This is a genomic window from Microbulbifer okhotskensis (genome assembly GCF_023895975.1).
In the GTDB taxonomy this organism is placed as follows: Bacteria; Pseudomonadota; Gammaproteobacteria; order Pseudomonadales; family Cellvibrionaceae; genus Microbulbifer; species Microbulbifer okhotskensis.
In genome coordinates this window covers 1-23523 of the sequence record NZ_JALBWM010000040.1, presented here as the reverse complement: position 1 = coordinate 23523, position 23523 = coordinate 1, and the positions used below count along the sequence as shown (strand labels likewise).

Genomic DNA, 23523 nt, shown 5'->3' with positions numbered 1-23523 from the left:
TCGGTTCTTACTCTTCTAAATCTTCCGCGACATTGGACTCATCTCCTGTGCCCAATCCGTCATCGTCATCGACATCGATATTCGGGCCGGTTTCAACAGCATCGTCAATATCAAATCCGGGTTCGACACCGTCTGCAGACTCAATGTCATCGACAGTTTCGACGGCCTGCTCTTGCGCTGAACCGGGCTCGCCGGGCTGTGCCGCGCCACTGGTAGGTACTGTCTCAGGCGGGCCTCCAGGAATATTGGTGGCTGGCATTGCAGGGTCCTGCGGAAGGTAAAGAGGACCCTTTTGGCCGCAAGCGGACAATAACATTGCGGCGCTGAGAACAATGGGTAAAGGAAAGAGCAATTTTTTCGGCATGGGTAACATCCTGGGAGTCGGAGATTCGCAGCGGCAACCGGCAAAAGCCTGATAGTATAGCGGGCCACCTGATTCAACACATTACACGGTAACAGAAGTAACCAAAGATGAGCCAAGCGGAATATGATGCGGCTGTAGATCGCACTCTCATCGGTATCGAGGATGCGCTCGATCACTGCGATTGGGATATTGATTACGAGCGCAGCGATGCAGTGCTAACCCTGACTCTGGAGGACAATGGCAGCCAGGTAATTCTCTCGCGGCAATCCGTCAACCGGGAGCTGTGGGTTGCCGCGAAGTCTGGGGGTTACCATCTCTCTTTTGAAAATCCTGGCTGGAAGTGCACCACTACTGGAGAAGACCTGCCCACCTTGCTTGAGCGCGTGCTGAGCGAACAGCAAGGTGAACAGGTATCTCTCGGGTTATCCGTATAATTAATTTTTTGCAGCGTTTAACTGCGCTGAGAAATCATTTCTCGTGCGCGCTCACAGGCCGCACGCACCTGCTTCGGTGCAGTGCCACCGATGTGGTCACGAGCCGCCACTGAGCCCTCCAGGGTGAGTACCTCAAACACATCCTCGCCGATCTCTGCAGAGAACTGCCGAAGCTGTACCAGGCTGAGTTCCGCCAGGTCTTTATCTTGCTCAATGGCAAAGGAAACCGATTGGCCTACGATTTCGTGGGCATCGCGGAAGGGGACCCCCTTGCATACCAAATAGTCGGCCAGATCTGTTGCAGTGGAAAAACCCTTGGCGGCAGCCTCCAGCATATTTTCTTTTTTCGCTTTGAGTGCTGGCACCATATCGGCAAAAGCGCGCAGACAGTCCAGAGCGGTATCGGCAGCGTCAAACAACGGTTCCTTGTCTTCCTGATTGTCTTTGTTATAGGCCAGAGGTTGGCTTTTCATCAGGGTGAGCAAGGCGATCAGGTGGCCGTTGACACGGCCAGTTTTACCGCGAACGAGCTCTGGTACATCGGGATTCTTCTTTTGCGGCATAATTGAGGAGCCGGTGCAGAAGCGATCGGGAAGATCGATAAAATTGAACTGGCTGGAAGTCCACAACACCAACTCTTCGCTGGCGCGGGATAAATGGGTAAGAAGTAGGGCGGCAAAAGCGCAAAATTCGATGGCGAAATCCCGGTCGCTGACGGAGTCCAAGGAGTTTTCAGTGGGGGCGTCGAAACCCAACAACTCCGAGGTGCGCTCGCGATTGATCGGATAGCTGGTACCGGCCAGCGCAGCGGCCCCCAGTGGCGAGCGGTTAACCCGCTTGCGACAATCCATCAACCGTTCGAAATCCCTGCCCAGCATGGCATTCCAAGCCAGCAAGTGGTGACCAAAGGTAACCGGCTGCGCACTTTGCAGATGGGTAAAACCGGGCATGATGGTATCCGCTTCGCGCTCGGCCAGTTCCACCAGGCCGGTTTGCAGGCGAGTCAGTTCCGCTGCGATCAAGTCGATACGTGCGCGCAGCCACAACCGAATATCGGTTGCCACCTGATCATTGCGGGAGCGGCCGGTATGCAACTTCTTACCGGTAGCGCCAATGCGTTGGGTGAGACGCGCTTCAATATTCATATGCACGTCTTCCAGCTGTACCGACCAGGGGAATTCCCCGGCTTGAATCTCCTCTGCAATATCCTGCAGTCCGCCGGCAATTTGCCGATACTCCCCATCGCTCAGCACGCCCACTTCAGACAGCATTTGTGCGTGGGCGAGCGAGCCCTGGATATCTTCCAGTGCCATGCGTTGGTCGAAAGCAACTGAAGCCGTAAATCGTTCAACAAAGGCATCGGTAGCTTCACTAAAGCGGCCGCCCCAGAGTTTGGCGGCAGGGTTATTGGCGGGCTCGGAGGGGGATTTTTCGTTACTCATGGTTTTCCTGGCTGCAGTGAGGTGAAAGGCCGGGGGGCTTGGTGGTATCTTGCGCTTGGAACTTTGGGACAATCAAGAATAACAATTGCATGTCATTCCCCTGGCCGTCGGGCATTATAACGCAGAAAATTCGAAAAGATCGTAGCAATAATAAGGATTCTGCGCTTTCTCAGCAGCTCCCTTTTCTTCCTGATCTCTGTAGCGTGACTTCTTTAGCTGCCCTGGTGCTGATGGGGGAGCTTCTGGCTTTGGTATTGGTGCTGGCCCTGGATGGTTTGCGCGAATTCAGCTGGCAACGCTTGGGCTTGGTTTCTCTGGTGATCCAGTGGGTGATCCTGCCATCAGCGGGCGTTCTGTGCCACTTGCGCCCGCACCTGACCAAGATGCCGCATAAATTTGCGGGGGGGGTGAGTTTTATTGCAGTACTGCTGGTAATGATGCTGGTGATGGGGGTGCAGCGATACCTGCAGGCAGTCTTGCTGCAGTCGAATTTTGATGGGTGGGGCTTTGCCACCGATTGCCTATTGGGTGCCATTTGTGCCGGAGTGGTACTGCGCTATGCCTATCTGCAGCAGCAGCTGTATAACCAGCAACAGGCCGAACTGGGAGCGCGTATTGAGGCGCTGCAGTCCCGTATCCGCCCCCACTTCCTGTTTAACAGTATGAACAGCCTAGCCAGTTTGATCGCGGTCGATCCGGATCGAGCGGAGCGCCTAGTCGAGGATCTGTGCGCACTATTTCGCGCGAGCCTCGCCGACCCCAAGCTGGTGCCGCTGCATCAGGAAGTTACCTTGGCCCAGCGCTACCTGGAAATAGAGGCACTGCGCCTGGGTGAGCGCCTGAGGCAGAACTGGCTCCTGGGCAAAGGGCTGGAGCAGGCTCTCTTGCCCAGCATGCTATTACAGCCCTTGCTGGAAAATGCAGTGTTACACGGTGTGGCACAGATACGTGAAGGTGGGGAAATCAGGGTGCAACTCAGCGTTGAAGCGGGTTCCCTCAGAGTTGCAATCGACAACCCCTTGCCACTGCAAACTGTGCGCCCTGCCAGGGAAGGCAACGGTATGGCTGTGGAGAATATCCGCCAGCGACTTATCGCTTACTACGGCGATCGCTTCAAGTTTACCGCTCGTCGGGACGGCGGCCGCTATCGGGTGACCCTGCAGCTACCCTTGTGTCCGCAGGAACCGGCTCAGCAGTGCAACGCGGGAGCCGTAGTAAATTCCAACAGACATGCCGAGGTGATGGAGTGACCCAGTTGCGAGTTCTGATTGTCGATGATGAACCCCTTGCTCGTGCACGCCTGCAACGGCAGTTGGTGGGAATCGATAGTTGTACTGCAGTGGGGGAGGCGGGGGATATTGAAGCGGCATTGATACAAGTTGAGGTTCTCGATCCAGACTTGGTTCTGTTGGATATTGAAATGCCTGGTGGTAGCGGTTTGCAGTTGGCCCAGCAGTTATCCCTCCGCGACTGCCCTCCGGCCATTATTTTTTGTACTGCCCATGATGAGTTTGCCCTACCTGCATTTACCACCTCGGCTGTTGGTTACTTATTAAAGCCTGTCAGTGTGGAACAGCTGCGCCAGGCTGTTGCCAAGGTACAGTGCCTCAGTAAACCCCAGCAAAAACTACTGCAGGAGGTCGGGGAGTCGCGCGGACGCAGTCGCATCAAGGCGGTCAGCCGCCTGGGGGTGGAATTACTGGAAGTGGAGGCGATTCGCTGCTTAATCGCCGATAGCAAATATGTAGTGGCCCACCACCCCGCCGGTGAAACAATTCTGGATGAATCCCTGAAGGAATTGGAGAGTGAGTTCGGGGAGCGCTTTGTGCGTGTGCATCGCAGCGCCCTGGTGGCTGTGCAGTTTATTGTCGGTTTACGCAGGGATGGTGGTAATTACCGGGTAGAGTTGGATGGTGTGGCGCAAGCGCCGCTGGTCAGTCGACGTATGCTGCCTTCCGTCAAAGCCATGATTACGGAGATATGCTGACGAGCTAAACGCTTTCGCGCAGAAAAACAGCCAGTACAGCAATTATCATTAATAGGGCAAAGCACACCCGGATCATCCGCGCTTGTTTAGGTTTATAAAAAACCGGTCGCAGGATCCCGCCCAGGCACAACCAAATAAAATCTACCACGGCCGCCACCATTAAGCAGACCAATCCGGTGGCGATATAGCTCAAGCCACTTTTCTCAATGGGCAGTAAAAACTGGGAAAAAATAGCAAAGAAAGCGGCATATGCTTTGGGGTTGAGCAAATTAAAAATAAATCCATCTAGCAATGAAGGTGCCTGGCTTGCAGCCGATTGGCTCTGATCCAGTACTGGGGCTGTGGCAATTTTTATGGCGATATAGCCGATATATAAGGCCCCACATAATTGCACTGCGAAACGCGCTTCAGGCCAGGCTACCAGCAGGGCCGCTAATCCAGCCGTTGCGCCCACAATCGCAACACTTAGCCCGAGTAAAATCCCGATAAGAAAACGGCTGCTTTTCCTGATTCCAAAAGTGGCCCCCGAGGCGGCTAAGGCAAGGGGGGCGGGACCGGGGGAACCGAGTAGCAGAGTAGTTGCTGCAATCAGGGAAAACAGTGCTTCCAACATAAATTCTTATCCTATTTTCCGCCTGTAACATCAATAATTGAGCCGACAGTGTTGCGATTTGGGAGTGGATGGGGCAGACCGGCTCTATGGGTATGGAGTGCGGTCAGTTCTGATATAGCGGAGATATTGAAGGCGTATTATACCGGGTGAAAACCGTTCACAGATGTGGGTCCTCAGATTTGTCTATAAACGGTTTTGGTTTGGCTGGATCTGGAGCTAGTAAAGCTGAGGGCCACCATCGCCATATTCTGAATCATTTTGCAGGCTCAATTCACCGGCAGCACTGTTTAAGTACTCCGCATCAGATTCAGATTTGAGCTTAATCATCAGGCGCAGGTCATTGGCGGAGTCAGCATGGGCGAGGGCATCTTCGTAGGTGATCTCGCCTCCGTCGTAGAGTTCGTAAAGCGCCTGGTCGAAAGTCTGCATACCTTGCTCACCGGAGCGTTTCATTAGTTCTTTCATTTTATGCACCTCACCTTTGCGGATCAGGTCCGACATCAGTGGGGTGTTAATCAAAATTTCCAGGCAGGCGCGGCGGCCGTCGCCATCAGGCGTTGGCACTAATTGTTGGGCGACCATGGCTTTTAAGTTCAGCGACAGATCCATAAACAACTGGCGGTGGCGGTCCGCCGGGAAGAAGTGGATGATACGATCGAGTGCCTGGTTGGCATTGTTGGCGTGCAGGGTGCAGAGGCACAGGTGGCCGGTCTCGGCGAAAGCGATAGCGTGATCCATGGTTTCACGGGAGCGCACCTCACCAATCAAAATCACATCCGGAGCCTGCCGCAAGGTGTTTTTCAGGGCCACATCAAAAGACTCGGTATCCAGGCCCACTTCGCGCTGGGTCACAATACAGCCGCGGTGTTGGTGGATAAATTCGATCGGATCTTCAATGGTGATGATATGACCTTTGGTGTTCTCGTTGCGGTGGCCGATCATAGAGGCCAGTGAAGTCGATTTGCCGGTACCGGTGGCGCCCACAAAGATGATCAGGCCGCGCTTGGTCATGGTCAGATCTTTGAGCACATCGGGCAAGCCGAGCCCATCGATGCTGGGAATCTTAGTTTCGATTCGGCGTAGTACCATGCCCACCAGATTGCGTTGGAAAAAGGCCGATACCCGGAAGCGGCCTACATTGCGCACGGCGATGGCGAAATTCAATTCTTTGTGCTCGGCGAACTCTCGTCGCTGTTTTTCATTCATAGTGCCCACCACTAGCTCGCGTGCCTTATCAGGCGTGAGCGCGTTACTGCTGCAGGGTACGACGCGGCCGTGCAGTTTGATGGAGGGGGGGACACCCGCAGTGATAAATAAGTCCGAAGCGCCCTTCTCTACAACCAGTTGTAGGAGTCTTTCAATATCCATTGTATTTACCGCGTTTTATCTCAACGTTTTCTTCCCCGAGCAGGGGGACGGATTGATTGCCGCTTAGAAATTGTCCGGCATCTTGGCTTTTTCTCGGGCGACCTCACGGGTGACAATGCGCCGTGCCACCAGATCTTCCAGACATTGGTCCATGGTCTGCATGCCGACGCTGGCACCGGTCTGGATGGCGGAGTACATCTGCGCAATCTTGTCCTCGCGGATCAGGTTGCGGATTGCCGGAGTGCCGCGCATGATCTCGTGAGCGGCGACGCGGCCGCCTCCGTTTTTCTTCAATAGGGTCTGCGAGATTACCGCTTGCAGGGATTCCGACAGCATGGAGCGCACCATCGATTTTTCCTGCGCAGGGAACACGTCCACCACCCGGTCAATGGTTTTTGCGGCGGAGGTGGTGTGCAGGGTGCCAAAAACCAGGTGACCGGTTTCTGCGGCGGTCAGTGCCAGACGGATGGTTTCGAGATCGCGCATCTCACCCACCAGAATAATGTCCGGGTCTTCACGGAGTGCAGAGCGCAATGCCTCGGCGAAACCGTGGGTATCCCGGTGTACCTCACGTTGGTTCACCAGACACTTCTTCGATTCGTGTACAAATTCAATCGGGTCCTCAATGGTGAGGACATGCTCGTACTTGTTGTCGTTGATGTAGTCCATCATCGCCGCCAGTGTGGTGGACTTGCCGGAACCGGTGGGCCCTGTTACCAGCACCAGACCGCGGGGGGTATCCGAGATCTGCTTGAAGACCTGGCCCATGCCCAGGTCTTCCATAGTCAGTACCTTGGAGGGAATGGTCCGGAATACTGCACCGGCACCGCGGTTGTGGTTAAACGCATTGACACGAAAGCGGGCTACACCGGGCACCTCAAAAGAGAAGTCTGTTTCCAGCAGCTCTTCGTAATCCTTGCGCTGTTTGTCGTTCATGATCTCGTAGATCAGGCCGTGCACCTGCTTGTGCTCCATGGACGGCAAATTAATACGGCGCACGTCGCCGTCTACACGAATCATCGGCGGCAGGCCGGCCGAAAGGTGCAAGTCCGAGGCGTTTTGCTTGGCGCTAAAGGCGAGGAGTTCAGTGATATCCATACTGCTACCTTATGGTTCTTGTTGGGGCTCAGGTAAAATCGCCGCTCAAATCGGTAAGGGCTCCAGTATATGCGCAAAGAGACAATCGTCGAAAACCTGAATGCAGTAGGTGTGCGGATTGTGACATGCTGCAACAACTGCGGTCGCAACCCCTCAGAAATCACCCTTCTGGCAGTCTCTAAAACACGACCTGCGCAAGACCTGCGAATCGCCTATAGCGCAGGTCAGCGCCATTTTGGCGAAAACTATCTGCAGGAAGCCCTGGAAAAACAGGATGCCCTGTCCGACCTGGATATTCACTGGCACTTTATTGGGCCACTTCAGTCGAATAAAAGCCGTGCGGTAGCGGAGCGGTTCCAGTGGATACATACCGTAGATCGCTTGAAAATTGCCCAGCGGCTTTCTTCACAGCGACCCGGATATATGGCACCGCTCAATATCTGCCTGCAGGTGAATATCGATGGCGAGCAAAGCAAGTCTGGCATAGCCCCACAGGATTTGGTGGCGCTGGCGCGGGAAGTGGTGAAAATGCCAGGATTGCGCCTGCGTGGTTTGATGGCGATTCCCACAGTTCGGCGGGATGCCTGTGGCCAGCGCAAACCATTTATCGAGCTGGCGGCACTCTTACAGTCCCTGTGCAGACAATTTCCCGACCAGACTCTGGACACTCTTTCTATAGGCATGTCTCGGGATATGGAAGCGGCTATCGCCTGTGGCGCGACTGTTGTGCGCATCGGCACAGATATTTTTGGAGGGAGGAATTATTCTGACGAATAGAGTTAGTACTTTAATCGCTAATTTTAGGAGTTGGAATGACGAAAGCAGAGACTGTTGATGTGGTATTGCTGTTGCTAACGCTCTGTGCAGTACTGTCTCTGTCGGTAGTTAAGAGTGTAGCGATGACCTGGGTGGCACTGGAGTGGTTGGCTTTAATTTGTTTGCTATCATTTGTATCCCCCAAAATTTCGTTAGTTACTAGCTTTTTAAATTCAACCGTTACCGGGATACTCTGGCCGGAGAGTCGGCATTGGCTGTGGGTGCTGGCTATCACCCTGAATCTGATCGCAATCGCCGAAACTTTTCCATTTGTATTCGGTTAGAGAGCCGGTTACTTACGAGAAAAGCGGCCTATCTAGGCCGCTTTTCTTTGATTAAATACTCATTATTAATCATTGATCAGGGTCGATTTCTCTCTTTGCTCATCAGTGAGCAGGTGTTCGGCAAAGAAAAGTGCAGTGGCCTGGGTAAAGGCATCATTGTTTTCCTTCTTGCGGTAACCGTGACCCCCGTTTAGCGCGTTCATGTACCAAACCTGGTTGCCGTTTTTACGCAGGGCAGCCACGATCTGCTCAGCCTCAGTGACGGGTACTCGAGGATCATTTTGCCCCTGCACTACAAACATGGGCACCTGGATTTTTTCCACATGGTTGTTAGGGCTGATCTTTTCAAGAAAGGCACGCATTTGCGGATCGCGCTCATCGCCGTATTCAACTCGGCGCAGGTCGCGGCGATAGCTCTTGGTATTGGTGAGGAAGGTAACAAAATTGGAGATCCCTACAATATCCACTGCGGCTTTAAGGCGATCGGAGTAGTAGACGCTGCTGGCCAGCACCATATAGCCGCCGTAGCTTCCGCCGAAGACGGCGACGCGTTCAGCATCCAAGTCCGGCTGGGTGGCGATCCAATCCAATAAAGCGCCAATATCTTTTACCGAACCCTCGCGTTCATAACCGTTATCCATGGCCAGGTAACTTTTGCCATAGCCGGCAGAGCCGCGCACATTGGGCGCTATCACCGCAACGCCTAGTTTCTCAAGCCACAGTTGGTATTTACTTGAGAAGACTGGACGATACTGCCCTTCGGGCCCGCCGTGAATAGAAATAATAACTGGCACCGGACCCTTGGGGTTGCGCGGTTTATAAACAAAAGCGGGGATCTTACGGGGTTTGTCATTCTCTTGGTCGAAAGTGGGGTAGTGAATCAGTTTTGGTTCGACAAAGTACTCGGTATTGAGGCCGCCGACTTCGCTAAAGGTCCAGCGAGTAAGGTCGCCACTGGATAGGGGACGACGATTAAGTTCGAGGACAAAAGAGTCTGTAGGGGTTTTCGGCGTATTCAGGGACAGGGCCAGTTTATCGCCCTTCGGGTTGAATTTTATGCCGCCAATAACACCAATGGGGAGGGAATCTACTTTGTGGTAGCGATCGCTACGCGGCTCGTACAAATAGAGCGAAGATATCCCATTTTCGTTGGCGACAAAGGCACCGCGACGGCCGTCCTCACTGAGAGTAAAGCTGCTGATATCCCAGGGGATATCAGCAGTAATCACTGTCTCATTGCCACTGCTGAGGTCCTTGCGAATCAGCTGGGTAAACTCTCCGCCCCTGTCACTCACTACATAGACAGAGCCGCCGTCGTAGCTGAAGCCCGCAGGAAAATTGCGTGAATCCTTTTCCCCGTCACCGGCGAGCAGGCTTAGCTCGCCGCTGTCCAGAGTCAGCAAATGGACTTTGGAGCGAGTTGAGGAAATGTATTGCATTACCAGCAGCTGGCTGCCGGACTGGGAGAAGGCGCTGGGCCCCCACCAGCTGCCGTCCTCTGACTGAAGGATTAGCCGCTCCTCTCTTTGGCCGTCTGCAAAGGTGGTCAGCCAGATGTCGTTAGATTTACCATCGCGACGGGTGCTCTGGTAGGCCATGGCAGAACCCTGTTTATTCCAAAGGATGGCACCGTTGCGAGACTGGCCATCTGTGATCATCTCGCTGCTGCCACTTTGGGCGTCGAACAGGAAAATTTGCGCATATTCGTTGCCCCCGACGTCCATTGTAAACGCGAGTTGCCGATGCTCCGGGCGGGTCATAATGCTGCCAATGGGCTCGTCAAAAAAGGTCAACTGGCGACGGGCGCCACCGGCAGTTTCCACTTTGTGTAGTTGATCCACTTCGCCAAAGCGGGTGCTGACATAGATCCCGGTGCCGTCCATATCCCAACCGCGGAAGCTGGCTGAACGAACATTTTGGTAGCGATTGAGTTCCTCGATGATACTTGGGGGAATTGTCGGTATATCTTCGAGCACCAATTGACCGTTATTTTCTGTACGTTTATCTACCGCACTGGCTGAGTTGGTAGCCGCAATCAGTACTGCAGTCAGCATCAGTAGCCATTTCTTTTGCATATTATTCTCCTTGGCAAGGTCGCTTAATCGCGGCTCTCTTGTTATTGGAATCGCGCGACCACATATTAGCGAAATCTACCGAAGGGTGAATTGATCAAGATTATTAACCGCCGAGCCGAGAGCTTGCCAAGGTGATCCAAGTGAGTGCAGAAAATCCTAAAATTGTTTTTATCGGCGGAGCCGGCAATATGGCCGGGGCGGTAATTGGCGGCTTGGTGGCATCGGGTTATCCGGCGGACAAGATCGTTGCTACGGGCCGCGATGAGGCCAAATTGAATGCCTTTGCCGAAAGCCACGGTGTAGCGACGAGCAATGACAATTTAGCGGCGATCGCCGATGCCGATGTGATTGTACTGTCGGTTAAGCCCCAGGTAATGCGTGAGCTGCTTGAGGGTTTACGACCGCACCTTGTGGGTCGCCAGCCGCTGGTCATCACTTTTGCAGCGGGTATACCGCTTGATGCCTACCATCGTTGGATGGGAGAGCAATTGCCCATTGTCCGCGCTATGCCCAATACACCTGCCCTGGTCCAAACCGGGGTTACCGGGCTTTATGCCGACAGCAAGGTGTCGGAAGAACAGAGAGCCACTGCTGAGCGTATCGTCGGTGCGGTGGGTATCTCCCTTTGGGTGGACGAGGAGCGGGGTATCGACCAGGTCATTGCGGTGGCGGGATCGGCACCGGCGTATTTCTTTCAGTTTATGGAGTCGATGATTAATGCGGCTTCTGATCGGGGCTTAGCCCGTGCCGATGCCGAGCGTCTTGTGTTGCAAACTGCCTTGGGCGCCGCCAAACTGGCGGTGGCCAGCGATGTGGATGTAGCGCAATTAAAGCGCAACGTGATGTCGCCGGGGGGGACTACTGAGCGTGCGGTTCAGCGCTTTGAACAGGGCGGACTGGCACAGCTGGTGGCCGATGCCATGCGCGATTGCGAGGAGCGGGCTGCGGAAATGGCGAAGGAGCTGGATCGGTAAGCGCACCGGTTCATTTGACGGAGCAGCGGACGCTGCTAGAAATCTTTCTGTTTAGGGTTCATTCATGGGCAATACCTTTAGCAATATCGGCGTTTACGTAGTGGGCATCTTGGGTATTTTGTACCTTTTTGCCGTGTTGATGCGTTTCCTGCTGCAGTTGGCCCGCGCAGATTTTTATAATCCCATTTCCCAGGGCATTGTTAAGGTAACCAATCCCCTGTTGTTGCCTCTGCGCAAAGTGGTCCCGGGATTCTTTGGCATCGATATGGCTTCAGTGGTGCTGGCGCTATTGGTGGGTCTGGTGATGATTCTGATTTGTGGTTTACTCGCAGGTGGCGTGCTGCTCAATCCACTCAGCGCACTCCTGTGGTCACTGATCGGCAGCGTTTCCACAGTGATAGCCGTAGTGTTTATTGGTCTGCTGATTTCCATTGTGGCCAGCTGGATAGCGCCGAACAGTGGGCATCCGGCACTGATTTTGTTACATCAACTGCTGGAGCCCTTCTGCGGCCCGGTACGCCGGCTTATTCCGCAGCTTGGGGTGATCGATATCAGTCCGATTTTTGTCTTTATTCTCCTTACCGTGGCGGACAAATTGCTATTTGGTTTTGCCCAGATGGCCAATATGCCCCCGTTTGCCTACAGCCTGTTCTGGCACATTCCCGGTTTCTAGTGGCTGCGAGCTGAAGATTTCTTTGGCCGCGCGTACTGGATCGCATCTGGCGCGATGTTAGACTCATATACTATGCACTGACGGCGCCTTCTGTTCGTTTTAGGGGGAGCCGCTAGTCACCGGGTCTCAATAACAAGAACATCGTGAAATGGAAGACGCACTCTTACGCCAGCATATTTCCGACTATGACCGTTGGAAAAAGAATCTCGATCGCCAATTTGCTCAGTTCAGCCAATGGCTCGAACAGCACTTCTCAAACTCCGCCGGCGCCTGCCAGGTAGTACAGCAAGCCCGCGCACTACTCACCGATGACCAGTTTACTCTGGTTCTGGTGGGTGAGTTTTCGCGCGGTAAAACGGAGTTGATTAATGCGCTGTTGTCACAGACTTACGGTCAGCGTTTGCTCCCATCAAAGCCAGGGCGCACGACTATGTGCCCTACAGAAATTTTCAGCGACGGCAGTAAGCGCGCGAGTTTACGTCTGTTGCCGATTGAGACCCTGGCTACCAATACCAGCCTGGAGAGCTTCCGCCGCATCCCGCAAAAATGGGTCACCCATGAGTTCGATGCGAATAATCCCGAAGCTACGCGCGAGACCCTGTTAAAAGTTGCTGCGACCAAGTCGGTAATGCCGGAAGAGGCTGCTCGCTATGGTTTCGATCGCCGCCACCTGGATGGAAAAGGTAATCTTGTTGAAATTCCTGCTTGGCGTTTTGCCCTGATTTGTCTACCGCACCCTTTGCTGGACCAGGGCCTGCGCATTATTGACACACCCGGACTCAATGCACTGGGCAATGAGCCAGAGCTGACATTGAGCACGCTTCCTGGCGCCCAGGCAGTGGCTTTCCTGCTGTCTGCTGATGCCGGGGTCAGTGGTACGGATATGAATATGTGGGAGACCCACCTGGCACCGCTTCGTGAACATCGCGGTACCTCGGTGATGGCTCTGTTAAACAAGGTGGATGTCCTGTGGGATGACCCGGAGGAGGATGCGGAGTTACTACTGCGTCGGATGCGCTCCGAGGTTGCCGGTTTGCTCTCGCTGCCCCAGGAATGTGTTGCCGGGGTCTCGGCAAAAATGGCATTACTTGGGCGCCAGCAGCGCGATCCGGACTTGCTGCAGAGTAGCCGTTTCGCCGAGTTTGAGAGGCTGTTGGTACAGCGTTTGTTGGAGCATCGCCATAAAATGGCGGAGCACCGATCCTTGCACCAGGCTCTGACCCTGATGGCCGATACCCGCGATTTGCTCAAGCGCCGTTTGAACAGTGGTCGTGCGGCGCTGTCGCACTTGCAGCGCAATAGTGGCAGTACAGCCGAACACCTGGCGGAGCTGGAGCAGTTACAGCAGACAGTCCGCGAGCAGCACAAGCTTTGCCACCAGGAGTTACTGACGCTCAAATCCAGCCAACGTATGCTGGCCCGCCAGAGCACCCCGCTGCTGGCGCCGATTTCCCGGCAGCAATTGCAATCGCTGATAGATGACACCCTGGCCGCCCTCAATCAGCGCTGGACGCCTATGGGGCTGGCGAAAGCGATTGACACTTTTATGGAGGGGGTGGATCACCAGTTGTCTAACCTTGAGCGGGAAGTGGATCAGGCCAACCGGCTGCTTGATGCTGTGTTTGAGCGCTCACGCTTGAAGAAAGTCGACGATGTTAGACAGTATTTTACTATTCGTAAATTCCGTTTGGCTCTGCGTGGCCTGCACCGACAGGCAGCGCAGTTAAGGCGCTCGCCACAATTGTTATTGGCTAGGCGCAATCGCCTCAGTGAACGCTTTATCACCACACTCGCCAGTGAGGTAGGCAGACTATATAGTGAAATGAGTAGTACTGGTGAAAATTGGCTGGGGCAGGCGCTTGAACCGCTCAAACAGCATGCGCAGTATCAAAAACAGTTACTCAACCGCCACTTAATTAAGCTGACAGAGCTGAAGCAGAAAACCCGCAGTCGTCGCACAGATTTGCGCACCTTGGAGGACGAGGTGCAGCGCAATGATAAGGCTTTGATTTCACTGGAAAATTTATTGCGTCATAGCGGTTCGGCCCCCCACCCTGTAGCACCAGCGCCACGGGCGCAAAATGTGACGCCGATCAAGGTTACACACAATCCCTGAGTGAGGGTAAGGGATCGCTAATGTTGTTGGTCTGGGCTGGCATTTGTTATAAGTTGCAGAGCTCCCGTACACTTGCTGCTTCGGCATTTGCCAGACGCCATTCAACCGACAGATATTAGTGCCTTGCCAACGGAAAACCCTACCGCCTCGCGAGAAACGCACAGTGCCACTGACGTAGGCTCTGTAGGCCTTGTTAAACCCAAAAGCCAACATTTTAGCGAGCCGTTGGAATTGGCTTGTGGGCGGATCCTCCAGCAATACACGCTGGTGTATGAAACTTACGGTAAGCTCAATACCGATAAGAGCAACGCCGTATTGATCTGCCACGCGCTGTCCGGGCACCATCATGCAGCGGGAAGACACCGTGACGACGACAAGCGACCGGGGTGGTGGGATCACTATATCGGTCCGGGCAAACCGATCGATACCAATCAATTTTTTGTGGTTGCCGTAAATAACCTCGGTGGCTGCCACGGCTCTACTGGGCCGGTATCTATCAACCCGGATACCGGCCATGCTTGGGGACCGGACTTCCCCTCGCTGAGAGTGCGGGATTGGGTCCATAGCCAAGCTCGTCTGGCCGATGTGTTGGGCATTGGGCAGTGGGCGGCAGTTATCGGTGGTAGCCTCGGTGGCATGCAGGCGATGCGTTGGTCCCTGGAGTATCCGGAGCGAGTGAGCAACTGTGTGGTGATCGCTTCAGCGTTGAAACTCTCGGCACAGAACATCGCTTTTAATGAGACTGCTCGCCAAGCCATTACTTCTGACCCGGACTTTTGCGATGGGCGTTATTTGCAGGCGTCTAAGCTGCCCCGTCGAGGTCTTGCTGTAGCGCGTATGATTGGCCATATCACCTATTTGTCTGATGATGGTTTGGGGCGCAAATTTGGTCGCGAGTTACGTTCTGGCAGTTTTCAGCGCGGAACCGATGAGGAAATAGAGTTCCAGATTCAGAGCTACCTGCGCTATCAGGGACTGAGTTTTTCCAACATCTTTGACCCTAACACCTACATCCTGATGACTCGGGCACTCGACTTTTTTGACCTGGCCCGGGAGTATGGAGATGATCCGGTCGCAGCATTTTCTCATGCGCGATGCCGTTTCCTATTGTTGTCGTTCACTTCGGATTGGCGTTTTGCGCCGGAACGCTCCAAAGAGATTGCCGATGCTTTGATGCACGCCAATATACCCGTGAGCTATGCAGAAATTGAGTCGGCAATGGGGCACGATGCATTCCTTTTGCCTAATGCCCGCTATGAAGGGGTTTTTCACGCATATATGAAGCGTGTTGCGACCGAGCTGGCTGAGGAGGTTCGCTGATGCGAATAGATTTGGATGTGATCCAGAATTGGATCACCCCCGGCAGCCGAGTTCTGGACCTCGGATGCGGTGATGGCGCTCTGCTTCATCAGTTGAGCCAAAATAAAGGGGTCAAAGGCTACGGCCTGGAAATTGATCCCGAACAGATTGAGCGCTGTGTAGCCCGTGGGATCAACGTCGTAGAGCAAAACCTGAATACCGGTTTGGGTAACTTCGCCGATGGCAGCTTCGATGCTGTGGTGATGACCCAGGCCCTGCAAACCCTCAGTAAGCCTCACCTGGTGGTGCGCGAAATGCTTCGTGTGGGGCGCAATTGCATTATCACATTCCCCAACTTCGGACAGTGGAGGGCCCGCTGGCACCTCGCTTTTTCCGGGCGTATGCCGGTATCCGATCTATTGCCTTATGAGTGGTACAGTACGCCTAATATTCACTTTTGTACTTTCAGGGATTTTGAAGTGCTCTGCAAGGAGAGCAGCTGGACGATCTTGCATCGCCAAGTGGTCTCGGAGTCCAAGCTGGGGGTGGCACTGAAAGACTTTTTGCCAAACTTGTTTGGAGAGACAGCCATATACCACCTGACTCGCTAAACTATTATTTGCGCCAGTTCTTCTGTGAGGAAATTTGGCGCAGCTAAACGGTTGAGCGGCGTTGCTCTCGGACGGGCGCTGCTCATTGGATTTGATGGCTGGCCTCACACGAGGCGGCATCTATAACAACTGGAGGTGGAGTGTGAAACGCATCCTTGTCGCGGCTGCTTCGGTAGTCTTGTTATTTTTATCTATCGGTGCTGCTGCGCAACAAGCGCGCACTATCAAAAGTTATACCGACTTTGGTGATTATCGCGTGGTCTATTCCGTGTTTAACAGCGACTTTATCCAGCCGGAGATTGCCCAGCAGTACCAGCTAGTTCGGGCGAAAGACCGGGCTTACGTCAATGTGTCTGTTGTAAAAAAAGAGGGCGGAGCCCGGGGGCTGAGTGCCGAAATGTCCGGAACCGCCACCAATCTGATCCAGCAGTCACGACCACTTAAGTTTAAGGAAATTCGCGAGGGCGACGCAGTTTATTACTTGGCTCCGCTGCGCTTTGAAGATGAGGAAACTCTCACATTCAATGTGGAAGTCACCCTGCCTAATGGTAAAAGCGAAAAGATCAGCTTCCGCCGCAAGTTGGACCGGGGGTAAACGCCGGTCCTCAATTGGCTTGAAAGCTGTAGGTCACCCTTCCAAAAGATCCATTACGGGCCTCGGGCCCGCTTTTTATTCGATGTAATATGGTAAAAAAAATTGTTCTAGCCAGCGGCAACGCCGGCAAGCTTCGCGAGTTTTCACAACTTTTTGCTTCTTGGCTCATTCAGGTCTTGCCTCAGTCCGAATTTGAGGTTTCTGATGCCGAAGAGACGGGGCTCAGCTTTATTGAAAATGCACTGATCAAGGCGCGTCATGCCAGCCGAATTAGTGGCCTCCCGGCGCTGGCGGATGACTCAGGTCTCGCAGTAGATGCCCTCAATGGCGCCCCAGGAATATACTCGGCCAGGTACTCCGGAGCTGGCGCGACGGATGCGCTAAATAACGCCAAATTACTGCAAGCCTTGAAAGCAGTTGAGTCGACCCGACGTTCGGCCAGCTTCCACTGTGCTCTAGCTTTTGTGCGTCAATGGGATGACCCCGTACCGCTAGTGTGCAGTGCCAAATGGAGCGGACGGATATTGAGCCAGCCCACAGGTGAGCAAGGTTTTGGCTACGATCCCTTGTTTTTTGTCGAATCCGAAGGTATGACCTCCGCAGAGTTACCGCGCGAAGTGAAAAATCGTCTGAGCCATAGGGCGCAGGCGATGGTCCAGTTTGAGCTTCTGTGGAAAGAAAGTATGCAGGGTGCCGGCCTTGCCTGACCTTATTGCCCCACTGCAATTGCCGCCACTCAGCCTGTATGTTCACATCCCCTGGTGTGTGCGCAAGTGCCCTTATTGTGATTTTAATTCCCATCAGGTTCCGAGGGACCGCACCAATTCTGATTATGCTCTGCCTGAATCTGAGTATGTGGCGCAGTTACGCCGCGACCTGCTAAGCCAGTTGCCCTGGGTGCAGGGGCGTAAGTTGCAGTCCATCTTTTTTGGTGGCGGGACTCCAAGCCTGTTCTCTCCGAAAGCTATCGGAGGAATCCTGGAGGTTGCCGAACGACTGGTGGGCTTTGCAGATAATATTGAGATTACTCTGGAAGCCAATCCGGGCACGTTTGAACAGGCCAAATTTACTGGCTACCGAACAGCTGGAGTAAATCGGTTGTCCATCGGGGTACAGAGTTTTGATTCGAACCAGTTGCAAAGTCTCGGGCGAATTCATAGTGGTGAAGAAGCGGATGGTGCACTGGCGATGGCGCGCCGTGCGGGTTTTGATAATATCAACCTCGACCTGATGCACGGTTTGCCGCAACAGACTGAAGCGGAGGCTCTCGACGATCTGCGCCGAGCTATCTCCCTGGCACCAGAACATATTTCCTGGTACCAGTTAACCATCGAACCGAATACCGCATTTTACAGCGCGCCACCGCCGACACCGGGTTCGCAGTTGATTGCCAGTATGCAGGGCAGCGGCCGGGAGCTATTGGCATCCCATGGCTACCGTCGCTACGAGGTGTCGGCCTATAGCCCGCGGCAGTTAGAGTCGCGCCATAATATAAACTACTGGTCTTTTGGGGATTACCTGGGGATTGGTGCTGGCGCTCACGGTAAAGTAACCCTGTTGAAAAGTGGCCAAATTATACGCAGTCGTCGTACCCGTGCGCCTAGAGATTATTTATCAGTTGCGGTGAAGGGAGATGGCTTACTACACAGAGTGCTGTCTGAGCCCCATACAGACTTCATCGAGGCTGTTGATCTGCCTCTGGAGTTCCTGATGAATACCCTTCGCTTGGTGGATGGCGTACCCAGTGATAGTTTTGAGCGCTATACCGGACTTTCCCTGTCAACTTTACAAAAGCAGTGGTCCACACTGATGGCAATGGAATTGGTGGCGCCCTTGGGTAAGCAAATTACCACTAGCGCTTTTGGTTTTGACTATCTCGATGAGATTTTGCAGCGTTTCCTGGAGGAGGCCTAATCTCGTTGCCAACAAACCTTGAAATCTATTTTTGTGCCCCCACTTACGGAAGCATTGGCGCGTCAAGGCTGTAGAACCATCGCTTTCACCTTGAGATGATGCGCCGGCGGTGCCCCCGCATCGAGTAACTAAAGAACAGGAATGCAATATGAGCGAGCACTCAATCATCAACGTATCCGACGCTGAATTTGAAGCTGAAGTCCTCAAAGCCGAGGGCCCGGTACTGGTAGACTTCTGGGCGCAGTGGTGTGGTCCGTGCAAGATGATCGCTCCAGTGCTGGAAGACCTTGCGGGCCATTACGGCGATCGGCTGAAAATCGTCAAAGTAGACGTCGATGCCAATAAAGAAAGCCCGGCAAAATACAATGTTCGCGGCATCCCCACTTTGCTGTTATTCAAAGGCGGCAATGTGGAAGGCACTAAAGTCGGTGCACTGTCCCGAGCACAGCTGACTGAATTTATCGATAGCCAGCTCTAAACTCGGTACTTTCATCCTGTAGGGAAGGTAAATTTCTTTGCAGGATGGAAAACACCCGTTATACTGGCTGTAAATCTGAAATAGTTCAGCGAGTCTTGATGTAGAAAAGGACCAGCTGACAAGGCACCCTCCACAGGGTTTCTGACCATCCCCGGCGCGTATATTCCTTGAGTTGAACTTATTTGATAGTACTCTATTTGTTAATTTCTAAGAGTGCAGGTTTACTGAGTAATGCGGTTTTGGTAGGAAAAGGTGCCTAGGTGTTTCAGGTGTAAGTAGACGAGCTAATCTCTAAATATCAAACCCCTCCTCAAAATTTCAGGCGTGTCCGCGCCAAATGACAACAGAAACATAAATAAGCAATTGGTATGAATCTCTCCGAATTAAAAACCAAACCCATTGAAGAGTTGATTGAAATAGCCAAAGGCATGGGCCTGGAAAATTTGGCTCGATCGCGCAAACAGGACATTATTTTCAATATTCTCAAGCGCCACGCCAAAAGCGGTGAAGATATCTATGGCGATGGAGTGTTGGAAATCCTTCAGGATGGTTTTGGGTTTTTGCGTTCCGCTGACTCTTCTTATCTTGCGGGTCCGGATGATATTTACGTTTCGCCCAGTCAGATTCGCCGGTTTAATTTGCGAACGGGTGACTCAATTTCCGGGAAGATTCGTCCTCCCAAAGAAGGTGAAAGGTATTTTGCATTATTAAAGGTTAACGAAATTAATTTCGATAAGCCGGAAAATGCCCGCAACAAAATTCTTTTCGAAAACCTCACCCCGCTTTTCCCCAACAAACGTCTTACTCTCGAATCTGGCAATGGATCTTCTGAGGATTTGATCGGGCGTATTATTGATCTTGTTGCTCCCATAGGAAAAGGCCAGCGTGGCCTGATTGTTGCGCCGCCAAAGGCCGGTAAAACGATTATGTTGCAAAATATGGCTCAGGCCATTACGCGCAACAATCCAGAGTGTCATTTGATCGTTCTGTTGATCGATGAGCGACCGGAAGAAGTGACTGAGATGCAGCGCTCAGTACGCGGTGAGGTGGTTGCCTCCACCTTTGATGAGCCGCCAGCACGCCACGTTCAGGTGGCTGAAATGGTGATTGAAAAAGCCAAGCGTCTGGTGGAGCATAAGAAAGACGTTGTTATCCTGTTAGATTCCATTACCCGCCTTGCCCGCGCTTACAACACTACAGTACCCAGTTCAGGTAAGGTATTGACCGGTGGTGTGGATGCCCATGCACTGGAGCGTCCTAAGCGTTTCTTTGGTGCGGCGCGAAATATTGAGGAAGGCGGAAGCTTGTCAATTATTGCTACTGCACTTATCGATACCGGCTCAAAAATGGATGAAGTCATTTTTGAGGAGTTCAAGGGCACTGGTAATATGGAACTGCAGCTTGATCGCAAAATTGCCGAGAAGCGTGTGTATCCAGCGATCAATGTGCGACGCTCAGGCACTCGCCGAGAAGAGTTGTTAATGCCAGAAGGTGAATTGCAGCGAGTGTGGATTCTGCGCAAGCTGTTGCACGATATGGAAGATATTGCGTCGACTGAATTCTTAGTGGATAAGCTGAAAGACTTCAAGACAAATGATGAATTTTTCTTGTCTATGAAACGGAAATAATTTTTGTATATAAAGTGGCGCCGAGAAAGACGCCCTTTATTTATTTGGCGCATTTAAGGCGATTATTTGTGCCTAGTACTGTTGAAAAGGCGAGCTATTAGGAATATAAAGTTCCACATCGTGGCGCTTGATATGAATTTCAGACAACGCGCCAAACTGAATTGGCCCAGGAGTTACACTCCGCAAAGGGCCAATCTCAAATGGATAATCTGGTGGAGCTGGTTATCCATTTGTGACTGCACGACAGCCCACACACCTAGTGAGAACCTTTTGTGAATATCTATATTGGAAATCTGGCCTACGCGGTAACCTCTGACGACCTGCACGAAGCATTCGGCGCATTCGGAGAGATCTCTCGGGCTACTGTTATCACCGACCGTGAGACTGGCCGCTCTAAAGGCTTCGGTTTCGTAGAAATGCCTAACGACGATGAAGCACGCAAAGCTATCGAAGAGATGAACGATCAGCCTATGTCTGGCCGTAACATCCGTGTTAACGAAGCCAAGCCTCGCGAAGATCGTCCGCGTCGCCCCCGCTTCTAAGCTTTTACAAGCTTATTATTTCCGTGGCTTGCGACCAATAGGCTCGCGAGTCGCGACTCCCCCTCCCGTCATTGCCGCACCTTTACTTTGGGTGTCATTCCCCATCTTGGGTCTTCTGTTTTACACTGCGCTCTAGTTTTCTCGCCTTGGTAGCCCATGAAATACAAAGACCTACGCGACTTTATAAAGTTGCTGGAAAAGCGCGGTCTGTTAAAACGGATTAAACACCCTGTTGACCCAGTCCTGGAAATGACCGAGATCTCCGACCGAGTACTGCGTTCTCAGGGGCCGGCACTGTTGTTTGAAAATCCTGTGGGCTTTGACACCCCGGTCCTCACAAATCTTTTTGGAACCCCTGAGCGAGTAGCCTTGGGAATGGGGCGAGACAACGTTTCGGAATTGCGCGAAGTGGGTGAGCTTTTAGCCTTCCTGAAAGAACCGCAGCCACCAGAAAATTTAAGGGATGCCTGGGAAAAGTTACCGGTATTTAAGCAGGTCCTGAATATGGGGCCGAAGGTGGTTAAAGGCGCAGCGTGCCAGCAGGTGGTACAAGAGAAGGACCTGGTTGATTTACATAAGCTCCCGATCCAGACCTGTTGGCCAGGCGATGCAGCTCCATTGGTCACTTGGCCTTTAGTTATTACTCGAGGGCCAGAGAAGAAACGGCAAAACCTGGGTATTTACCGCATGCAGTTGATCGGTAAAAACCGGCTGATTATGCGCTGGCTCAGCCATCGCGGCGGTGCTTTAGATTACCGTGACTGGTGTAAGAAGTATCCAGGTCAACCCTATCCAGTAGCGGTCGCATTGGGCGCAGACCCGGCCACCATATTGGGGGCTGTGACACCGGTACCCGACACGCTCTCTGAATATGCTTTTGCCGGCCTGTTGCGCGGCGACAAGACTGAAGTGGCAACTGCTTTGCTAAGCGACCTTCAGGTTCCAGCCAGCGCGGAATATGTACTGGAAGGGTTTATCTACCCTGACGATATGGCGGATGAGGGTCCCTACGGCGATCATACTGGCTATTACAACGAAGTAGATCGGTTTCCCGTGTTTACTGTGGAGAAACTCACTCACCGTAAAAACCCTATTTATCACAGCACCTATACTGGCCGTCCACCGGATGAGCCGGCAGTTTTGGGCGAAGCACTCAATGAGGTTTTCGTGCCGATCCTGCAAAAGCAGTTTCCAGAAATTGTTGATTTCTATCTGCCCCCAGAGGGCTGCTCCTACCGTCTTGCAGTGGTCACTATGAAGAAACAGTATGCAGGCCATGCCAAGCGCGTGATGATGGGGGTATGGTCTTTCTTGCGCCAGTTTATGTACACCAAATTTGTGATTGTTGCCGATGAAGATGTGAATGCGCGAGACTGGAATGATGTGATCTGGGCTATGACCACACGCATGGACCCGGCGCGGGATACGGTAATGGTAGAAAATACCCCAATTGATTACTTGGATTTTGCTTCACCGGTTTCGGGATTGGGCTCAAAAATCGGTTTTGATGCAACCAACAAGTGGGCTGGAGAAACCAATCGTGAGTGGGGAGTACCTATTGAACGGGACCCTGCCGTTGTGCAAAAAGTCGATGAAATTTGGTCCAAATTGGACCTTGGCTAAGCACAACTCCAAAGTATCAGTACTCTCGCCCCAATAGAGCGCCCATGGCGGCGCTCTGCACTTTGACCGCAAGTCGGTTATTCTTCAATTTCCTATCCTTCTCTGCATCTATAGATATAACTGGCGAAGCCGTAATTCAATATGGGCACTATTACAGCTCCACAATGAATTGTGGGGAATACTTTAATGAGAAAAATCCACTCGGCAGGCCTGATAGCAATAGGTAGTTTCGTATTTTGGTTAGTAATACTTAGTGAGCAGGAGCTGGGCGCCGGAATTGATAATATAGAAGAGTTCATTCCAGCAGTTATGCGAGAGGCAGCCATTCCCGGAACAGCAATTGCAAGAATAGAAGGGGGAAAACTCGCGTTTCAGCGAGTGTATGGGATGGCCGATATCGCGGCTGGAAAACCAGCCACTCAGGAGACCCTTTTTAATATTGCCTCAATAAGCAAGCCCATTATGGGAGTAACACAATTGCAATTGGTCGATGATGGTAAATTGGAGCTAGATAGGGATATCAATAACTATTTTCTATCAACACTTCGGACAGTTTCATACAGCTATAGCCCCATAGTCACTGTACTGC

At 52.7% G+C, this 23523-nt stretch carries 24 protein-coding genes; 18 read left to right on the top strand and 6 right to left on the bottom strand.

The annotated features are described in order from the left end of the window. Nucleotides 1-7: 7 nt before the first annotated feature. Nucleotides 8-364 carry an LPS translocon maturation chaperone LptM gene (gene lptM / locus MO867_RS10945; RefSeq protein ID WP_252466549.1) on the bottom strand — a complete coding sequence of 119 codons (357 nt, stop codon included), beginning with the start codon at nt 362-364 and terminating at the stop codon, nt 8-10. 107 nt (nt 365-471) lie between these two features. Between lptM and cyaY the strand changes: the two genes are divergently transcribed. Then, nucleotides 472-798, top strand: coding sequence for an iron donor protein CyaY (gene cyaY / locus MO867_RS10940; protein ID WP_252466548.1), 327 nt, complete (start codon nt 472-474; stop codon nt 796-798). A 17-nt stretch (nt 799-815) separates the two neighbouring features. On the opposite strand, the gene argH is transcribed toward cyaY, so the two are convergent. Then, nucleotides 816-2240 (bottom strand): argininosuccinate lyase, encoded by a 1425-nt coding sequence (gene argH / locus MO867_RS10935; protein ID WP_252466547.1) that lies wholly within the window; start codon nt 2238-2240, stop codon nt 816-818. Between the two features lie 203 nt (nt 2241-2443). Between argH and MO867_RS10930 the strand changes: the two genes are divergently transcribed. Both MO867_RS10930 and MO867_RS10925 read left to right on the top strand, forming a co-directional pair. After that, nucleotides 2444-3490: a sensor histidine kinase gene (locus tag MO867_RS10930; protein ID WP_252466545.1), complete on the top strand. Its 1047-nt coding sequence runs from the start codon at nt 2444-2446 to the stop codon at nt 3488-3490. Beyond that, a complete protein-coding gene (locus MO867_RS10925) occupies nt 3487-4227 on the top strand; it encodes a LytR/AlgR family response regulator transcription factor (protein WP_252466542.1) in 741 nt (246 codons plus the stop codon). The genes MO867_RS10930 and MO867_RS10925 overlap by 4 nt, the downstream gene beginning before the upstream one ends. A 4-nt stretch (nt 4228-4231) precedes the next feature. Here the strand turns inward: MO867_RS10925 and MO867_RS10920 are convergent, their stop codons facing one another. The 3 genes from MO867_RS10920 to MO867_RS10910 all read right to left on the bottom strand — a co-directional run bounded on the left by MO867_RS10920 (nt 4232) and on the right by MO867_RS10910 (nt 7306). Then, nucleotides 4232-4840, bottom strand: a complete 609-nt coding sequence (locus MO867_RS10920) for a LysE family translocator (protein WP_252466539.1) — start codon at nt 4838-4840, stop codon at nt 4232-4234. A 216-nt stretch (nt 4841-5056) separates the two neighbouring features. Next, nucleotides 5057-6208 (bottom strand): PilT/PilU family type 4a pilus ATPase, encoded by a 1152-nt coding sequence (locus MO867_RS10915; protein ID WP_252466536.1) that lies wholly within the window; start codon nt 6206-6208, stop codon nt 5057-5059. Nucleotides 6209-6271: 63 nt separating this feature from the next. Next, on the bottom strand, nt 6272-7306 hold the full coding sequence (locus tag MO867_RS10910; RefSeq protein ID WP_252466534.1) for a type IV pilus twitching motility protein PilT: 1035 nt from the start codon (nt 7304-7306) through the stop codon (nt 6272-6274). Nucleotides 7307-7375: 69 nt separating this feature from the next. On the opposite strand from MO867_RS10910, the gene MO867_RS10905 reads away from it, so the two are divergent. Together MO867_RS10905 and MO867_RS10900 are read left to right on the top strand one after the other, a co-directional pair. Beyond that, nucleotides 7376-8083, top strand: coding sequence for a YggS family pyridoxal phosphate-dependent enzyme (locus MO867_RS10905; RefSeq protein ID WP_252466532.1), 708 nt, complete (start codon nt 7376-7378; stop codon nt 8081-8083). 35 nt (nt 8084-8118) lie between these two features. Further along, nucleotides 8119-8406 carry a hypothetical protein gene (locus tag MO867_RS10900; RefSeq protein ID WP_252466530.1) on the top strand — a complete coding sequence of 96 codons (288 nt, stop codon included), beginning with the start codon at nt 8119-8121 and terminating at the stop codon, nt 8404-8406. 65 nt (nt 8407-8471) lie between these two features. Here the strand turns inward: MO867_RS10900 and MO867_RS10895 are convergent, their stop codons facing one another. Then, nucleotides 8472-10481: a S9 family peptidase gene (locus MO867_RS10895; RefSeq protein WP_252466529.1), complete on the bottom strand. Its 2010-nt coding sequence runs from the start codon at nt 10479-10481 to the stop codon at nt 8472-8474. Between the two features lie 140 nt (nt 10482-10621). On the opposite strand from MO867_RS10895, the gene proC reads away from it, so the two are divergent. The 13 genes from proC to MO867_RS10830 form a co-directional block, all read left to right on the top strand. Next, nucleotides 10622-11455, top strand: a complete 834-nt coding sequence (gene proC / locus MO867_RS10890; protein WP_252466528.1) for a pyrroline-5-carboxylate reductase — start codon at nt 10622-10624, stop codon at nt 11453-11455. A gap of 64 nt (nt 11456-11519) precedes the next feature. Then, the gene (locus tag MO867_RS10885; protein WP_252466527.1) at nt 11520-12128 is read left to right on the top strand and encodes a YggT family protein; all 609 of its coding nucleotides are present in this window, start codon (nt 11520-11522) and stop codon (nt 12126-12128) included. 148 nt (nt 12129-12276) lie between these two features. Then, on the top strand, nt 12277-14244 hold the full coding sequence (locus tag MO867_RS10880; RefSeq protein WP_252466526.1) for a dynamin family protein: 1968 nt from the start codon (nt 12277-12279) through the stop codon (nt 14242-14244). Nucleotides 14245-14367: 123 nt separating this feature from the next. Further along, nucleotides 14368-15564: a homoserine O-succinyltransferase MetX gene (gene metX, locus MO867_RS10875; RefSeq protein WP_252466562.1), complete on the top strand. Its 1197-nt coding sequence runs from the start codon at nt 14368-14370 to the stop codon at nt 15562-15564. Further along, nucleotides 15564-16154, top strand: coding sequence for a methionine biosynthesis protein MetW (gene metW / locus MO867_RS10870; protein WP_252466525.1), 591 nt, complete (start codon nt 15564-15566; stop codon nt 16152-16154). The genes metX and metW overlap by 1 nt, the downstream gene beginning before the upstream one ends. A gap of 142 nt (nt 16155-16296) precedes the next feature. Continuing rightward, the gene (locus tag MO867_RS10865; RefSeq protein ID WP_252466524.1) at nt 16297-16749 is read left to right on the top strand and encodes a DUF4426 domain-containing protein; all 453 of its coding nucleotides are present in this window, start codon (nt 16297-16299) and stop codon (nt 16747-16749) included. An 89-nt stretch (nt 16750-16838) separates the two neighbouring features. Beyond that, nucleotides 16839-17456, top strand: a complete 618-nt coding sequence (gene rdgB / locus MO867_RS10860; protein ID WP_252466523.1) for an RdgB/HAM1 family non-canonical purine NTP pyrophosphatase — start codon at nt 16839-16841, stop codon at nt 17454-17456. After that, nucleotides 17449-18663, top strand: a complete 1215-nt coding sequence (gene hemW, locus MO867_RS10855; RefSeq protein ID WP_252466521.1) for a radical SAM family heme chaperone HemW — start codon at nt 17449-17451, stop codon at nt 18661-18663. Before rdgB ends, hemW begins: the two co-directional genes overlap by 8 nt. A 148-nt stretch (nt 18664-18811) precedes the next feature. Beyond that, nucleotides 18812-19141: a thioredoxin TrxA gene (trxA, locus tag MO867_RS10850; protein WP_252466519.1), complete on the top strand. Its 330-nt coding sequence runs from the start codon at nt 18812-18814 to the stop codon at nt 19139-19141. 368 nt (nt 19142-19509) lie between these two features. After that, a complete protein-coding gene (gene rho / locus MO867_RS10845) occupies nt 19510-20769 on the top strand; it encodes a transcription termination factor Rho (protein WP_252466517.1) in 1260 nt (419 codons plus the stop codon). A gap of 272 nt (nt 20770-21041) precedes the next feature. Beyond that, the gene (gene rbp / locus MO867_RS10840; RefSeq protein ID WP_108731407.1) at nt 21042-21311 is read left to right on the top strand and encodes an RNA-binding regulator; all 270 of its coding nucleotides are present in this window, start codon (nt 21042-21044) and stop codon (nt 21309-21311) included. Nucleotides 21312-21467: 156 nt separating this feature from the next. Then, nucleotides 21468-22934: a 4-hydroxy-3-polyprenylbenzoate decarboxylase gene (ubiD, locus tag MO867_RS10835; RefSeq protein ID WP_252466515.1), complete on the top strand. Its 1467-nt coding sequence runs from the start codon at nt 21468-21470 to the stop codon at nt 22932-22934. A gap of 186 nt (nt 22935-23120) precedes the next feature. Further along, nucleotides 23121-23523: serine hydrolase domain-containing protein (locus MO867_RS10830; protein WP_252466511.1), on the top strand; the 403-nt coding region annotated here is incomplete at its 3' end.

What these genes read in the sequence shown, in the direction of transcription:
- lptM (WP_252466549.1), bottom strand. Translation starts at nt 364, where the DNA reads ATGCCGAAAAAATTGCTCTTTCCTTTACCCATTGTTCTCAGCGCCGCA.
- cyaY (WP_252466548.1), top strand. Translation starts at nt 472, where the DNA reads ATGAGCCAAGCGGAATATGATGCGGCTGTAGATCGCACTCTCATCGGT.
- argH (WP_252466547.1), bottom strand. Translation starts at nt 2,240, where the DNA reads ATGAGTAACGAAAAATCCCCCTCCGAGCCCGCCAATAACCCTGCCGCC.
- MO867_RS10920 (WP_252466539.1), bottom strand. Translation starts at nt 4,840, where the DNA reads ATGTTGGAAGCACTGTTTTCCCTGATTGCAGCAACTACTCTGCTACTC.
- MO867_RS10915 (WP_252466536.1), bottom strand. Translation starts at nt 6,208, where the DNA reads ATGGATATTGAAAGACTCCTACAACTGGTTGTAGAGAAGGGCGCTTCG.
- MO867_RS10910 (WP_252466534.1), bottom strand. Translation starts at nt 7,306, where the DNA reads ATGGATATCACTGAACTCCTCGCCTTTAGCGCCAAGCAAAACGCCTCG.
- MO867_RS10905 (WP_252466532.1), top strand. Translation starts at nt 7,376, where the DNA reads ATGCGCAAAGAGACAATCGTCGAAAACCTGAATGCAGTAGGTGTGCGG.
- MO867_RS10900 (WP_252466530.1), top strand. Translation starts at nt 8,119, where the DNA reads ATGACGAAAGCAGAGACTGTTGATGTGGTATTGCTGTTGCTAACGCTC.
- MO867_RS10895 (WP_252466529.1), bottom strand. Translation starts at nt 10,481, where the DNA reads ATGCAAAAGAAATGGCTACTGATGCTGACTGCAGTACTGATTGCGGCT.
- MO867_RS10885 (WP_252466527.1), top strand. Translation starts at nt 11,520, where the DNA reads ATGGGCAATACCTTTAGCAATATCGGCGTTTACGTAGTGGGCATCTTG.
- MO867_RS10880 (WP_252466526.1), top strand. Translation starts at nt 12,277, where the DNA reads ATGGAAGACGCACTCTTACGCCAGCATATTTCCGACTATGACCGTTGG.
- metW (WP_252466525.1), top strand. Translation starts at nt 15,564, where the DNA reads ATGCGAATAGATTTGGATGTGATCCAGAATTGGATCACCCCCGGCAGC.
- rdgB (WP_252466523.1), top strand. Translation starts at nt 16,839, where the DNA reads ATGGTAAAAAAAATTGTTCTAGCCAGCGGCAACGCCGGCAAGCTTCGC.
- trxA (WP_252466519.1), top strand. Translation starts at nt 18,812, where the DNA reads ATGAGCGAGCACTCAATCATCAACGTATCCGACGCTGAATTTGAAGCT.
- rho (WP_252466517.1), top strand. Translation starts at nt 19,510, where the DNA reads ATGAATCTCTCCGAATTAAAAACCAAACCCATTGAAGAGTTGATTGAA.
- ubiD (WP_252466515.1), top strand. Translation starts at nt 21,468, where the DNA reads ATGAAATACAAAGACCTACGCGACTTTATAAAGTTGCTGGAAAAGCGC.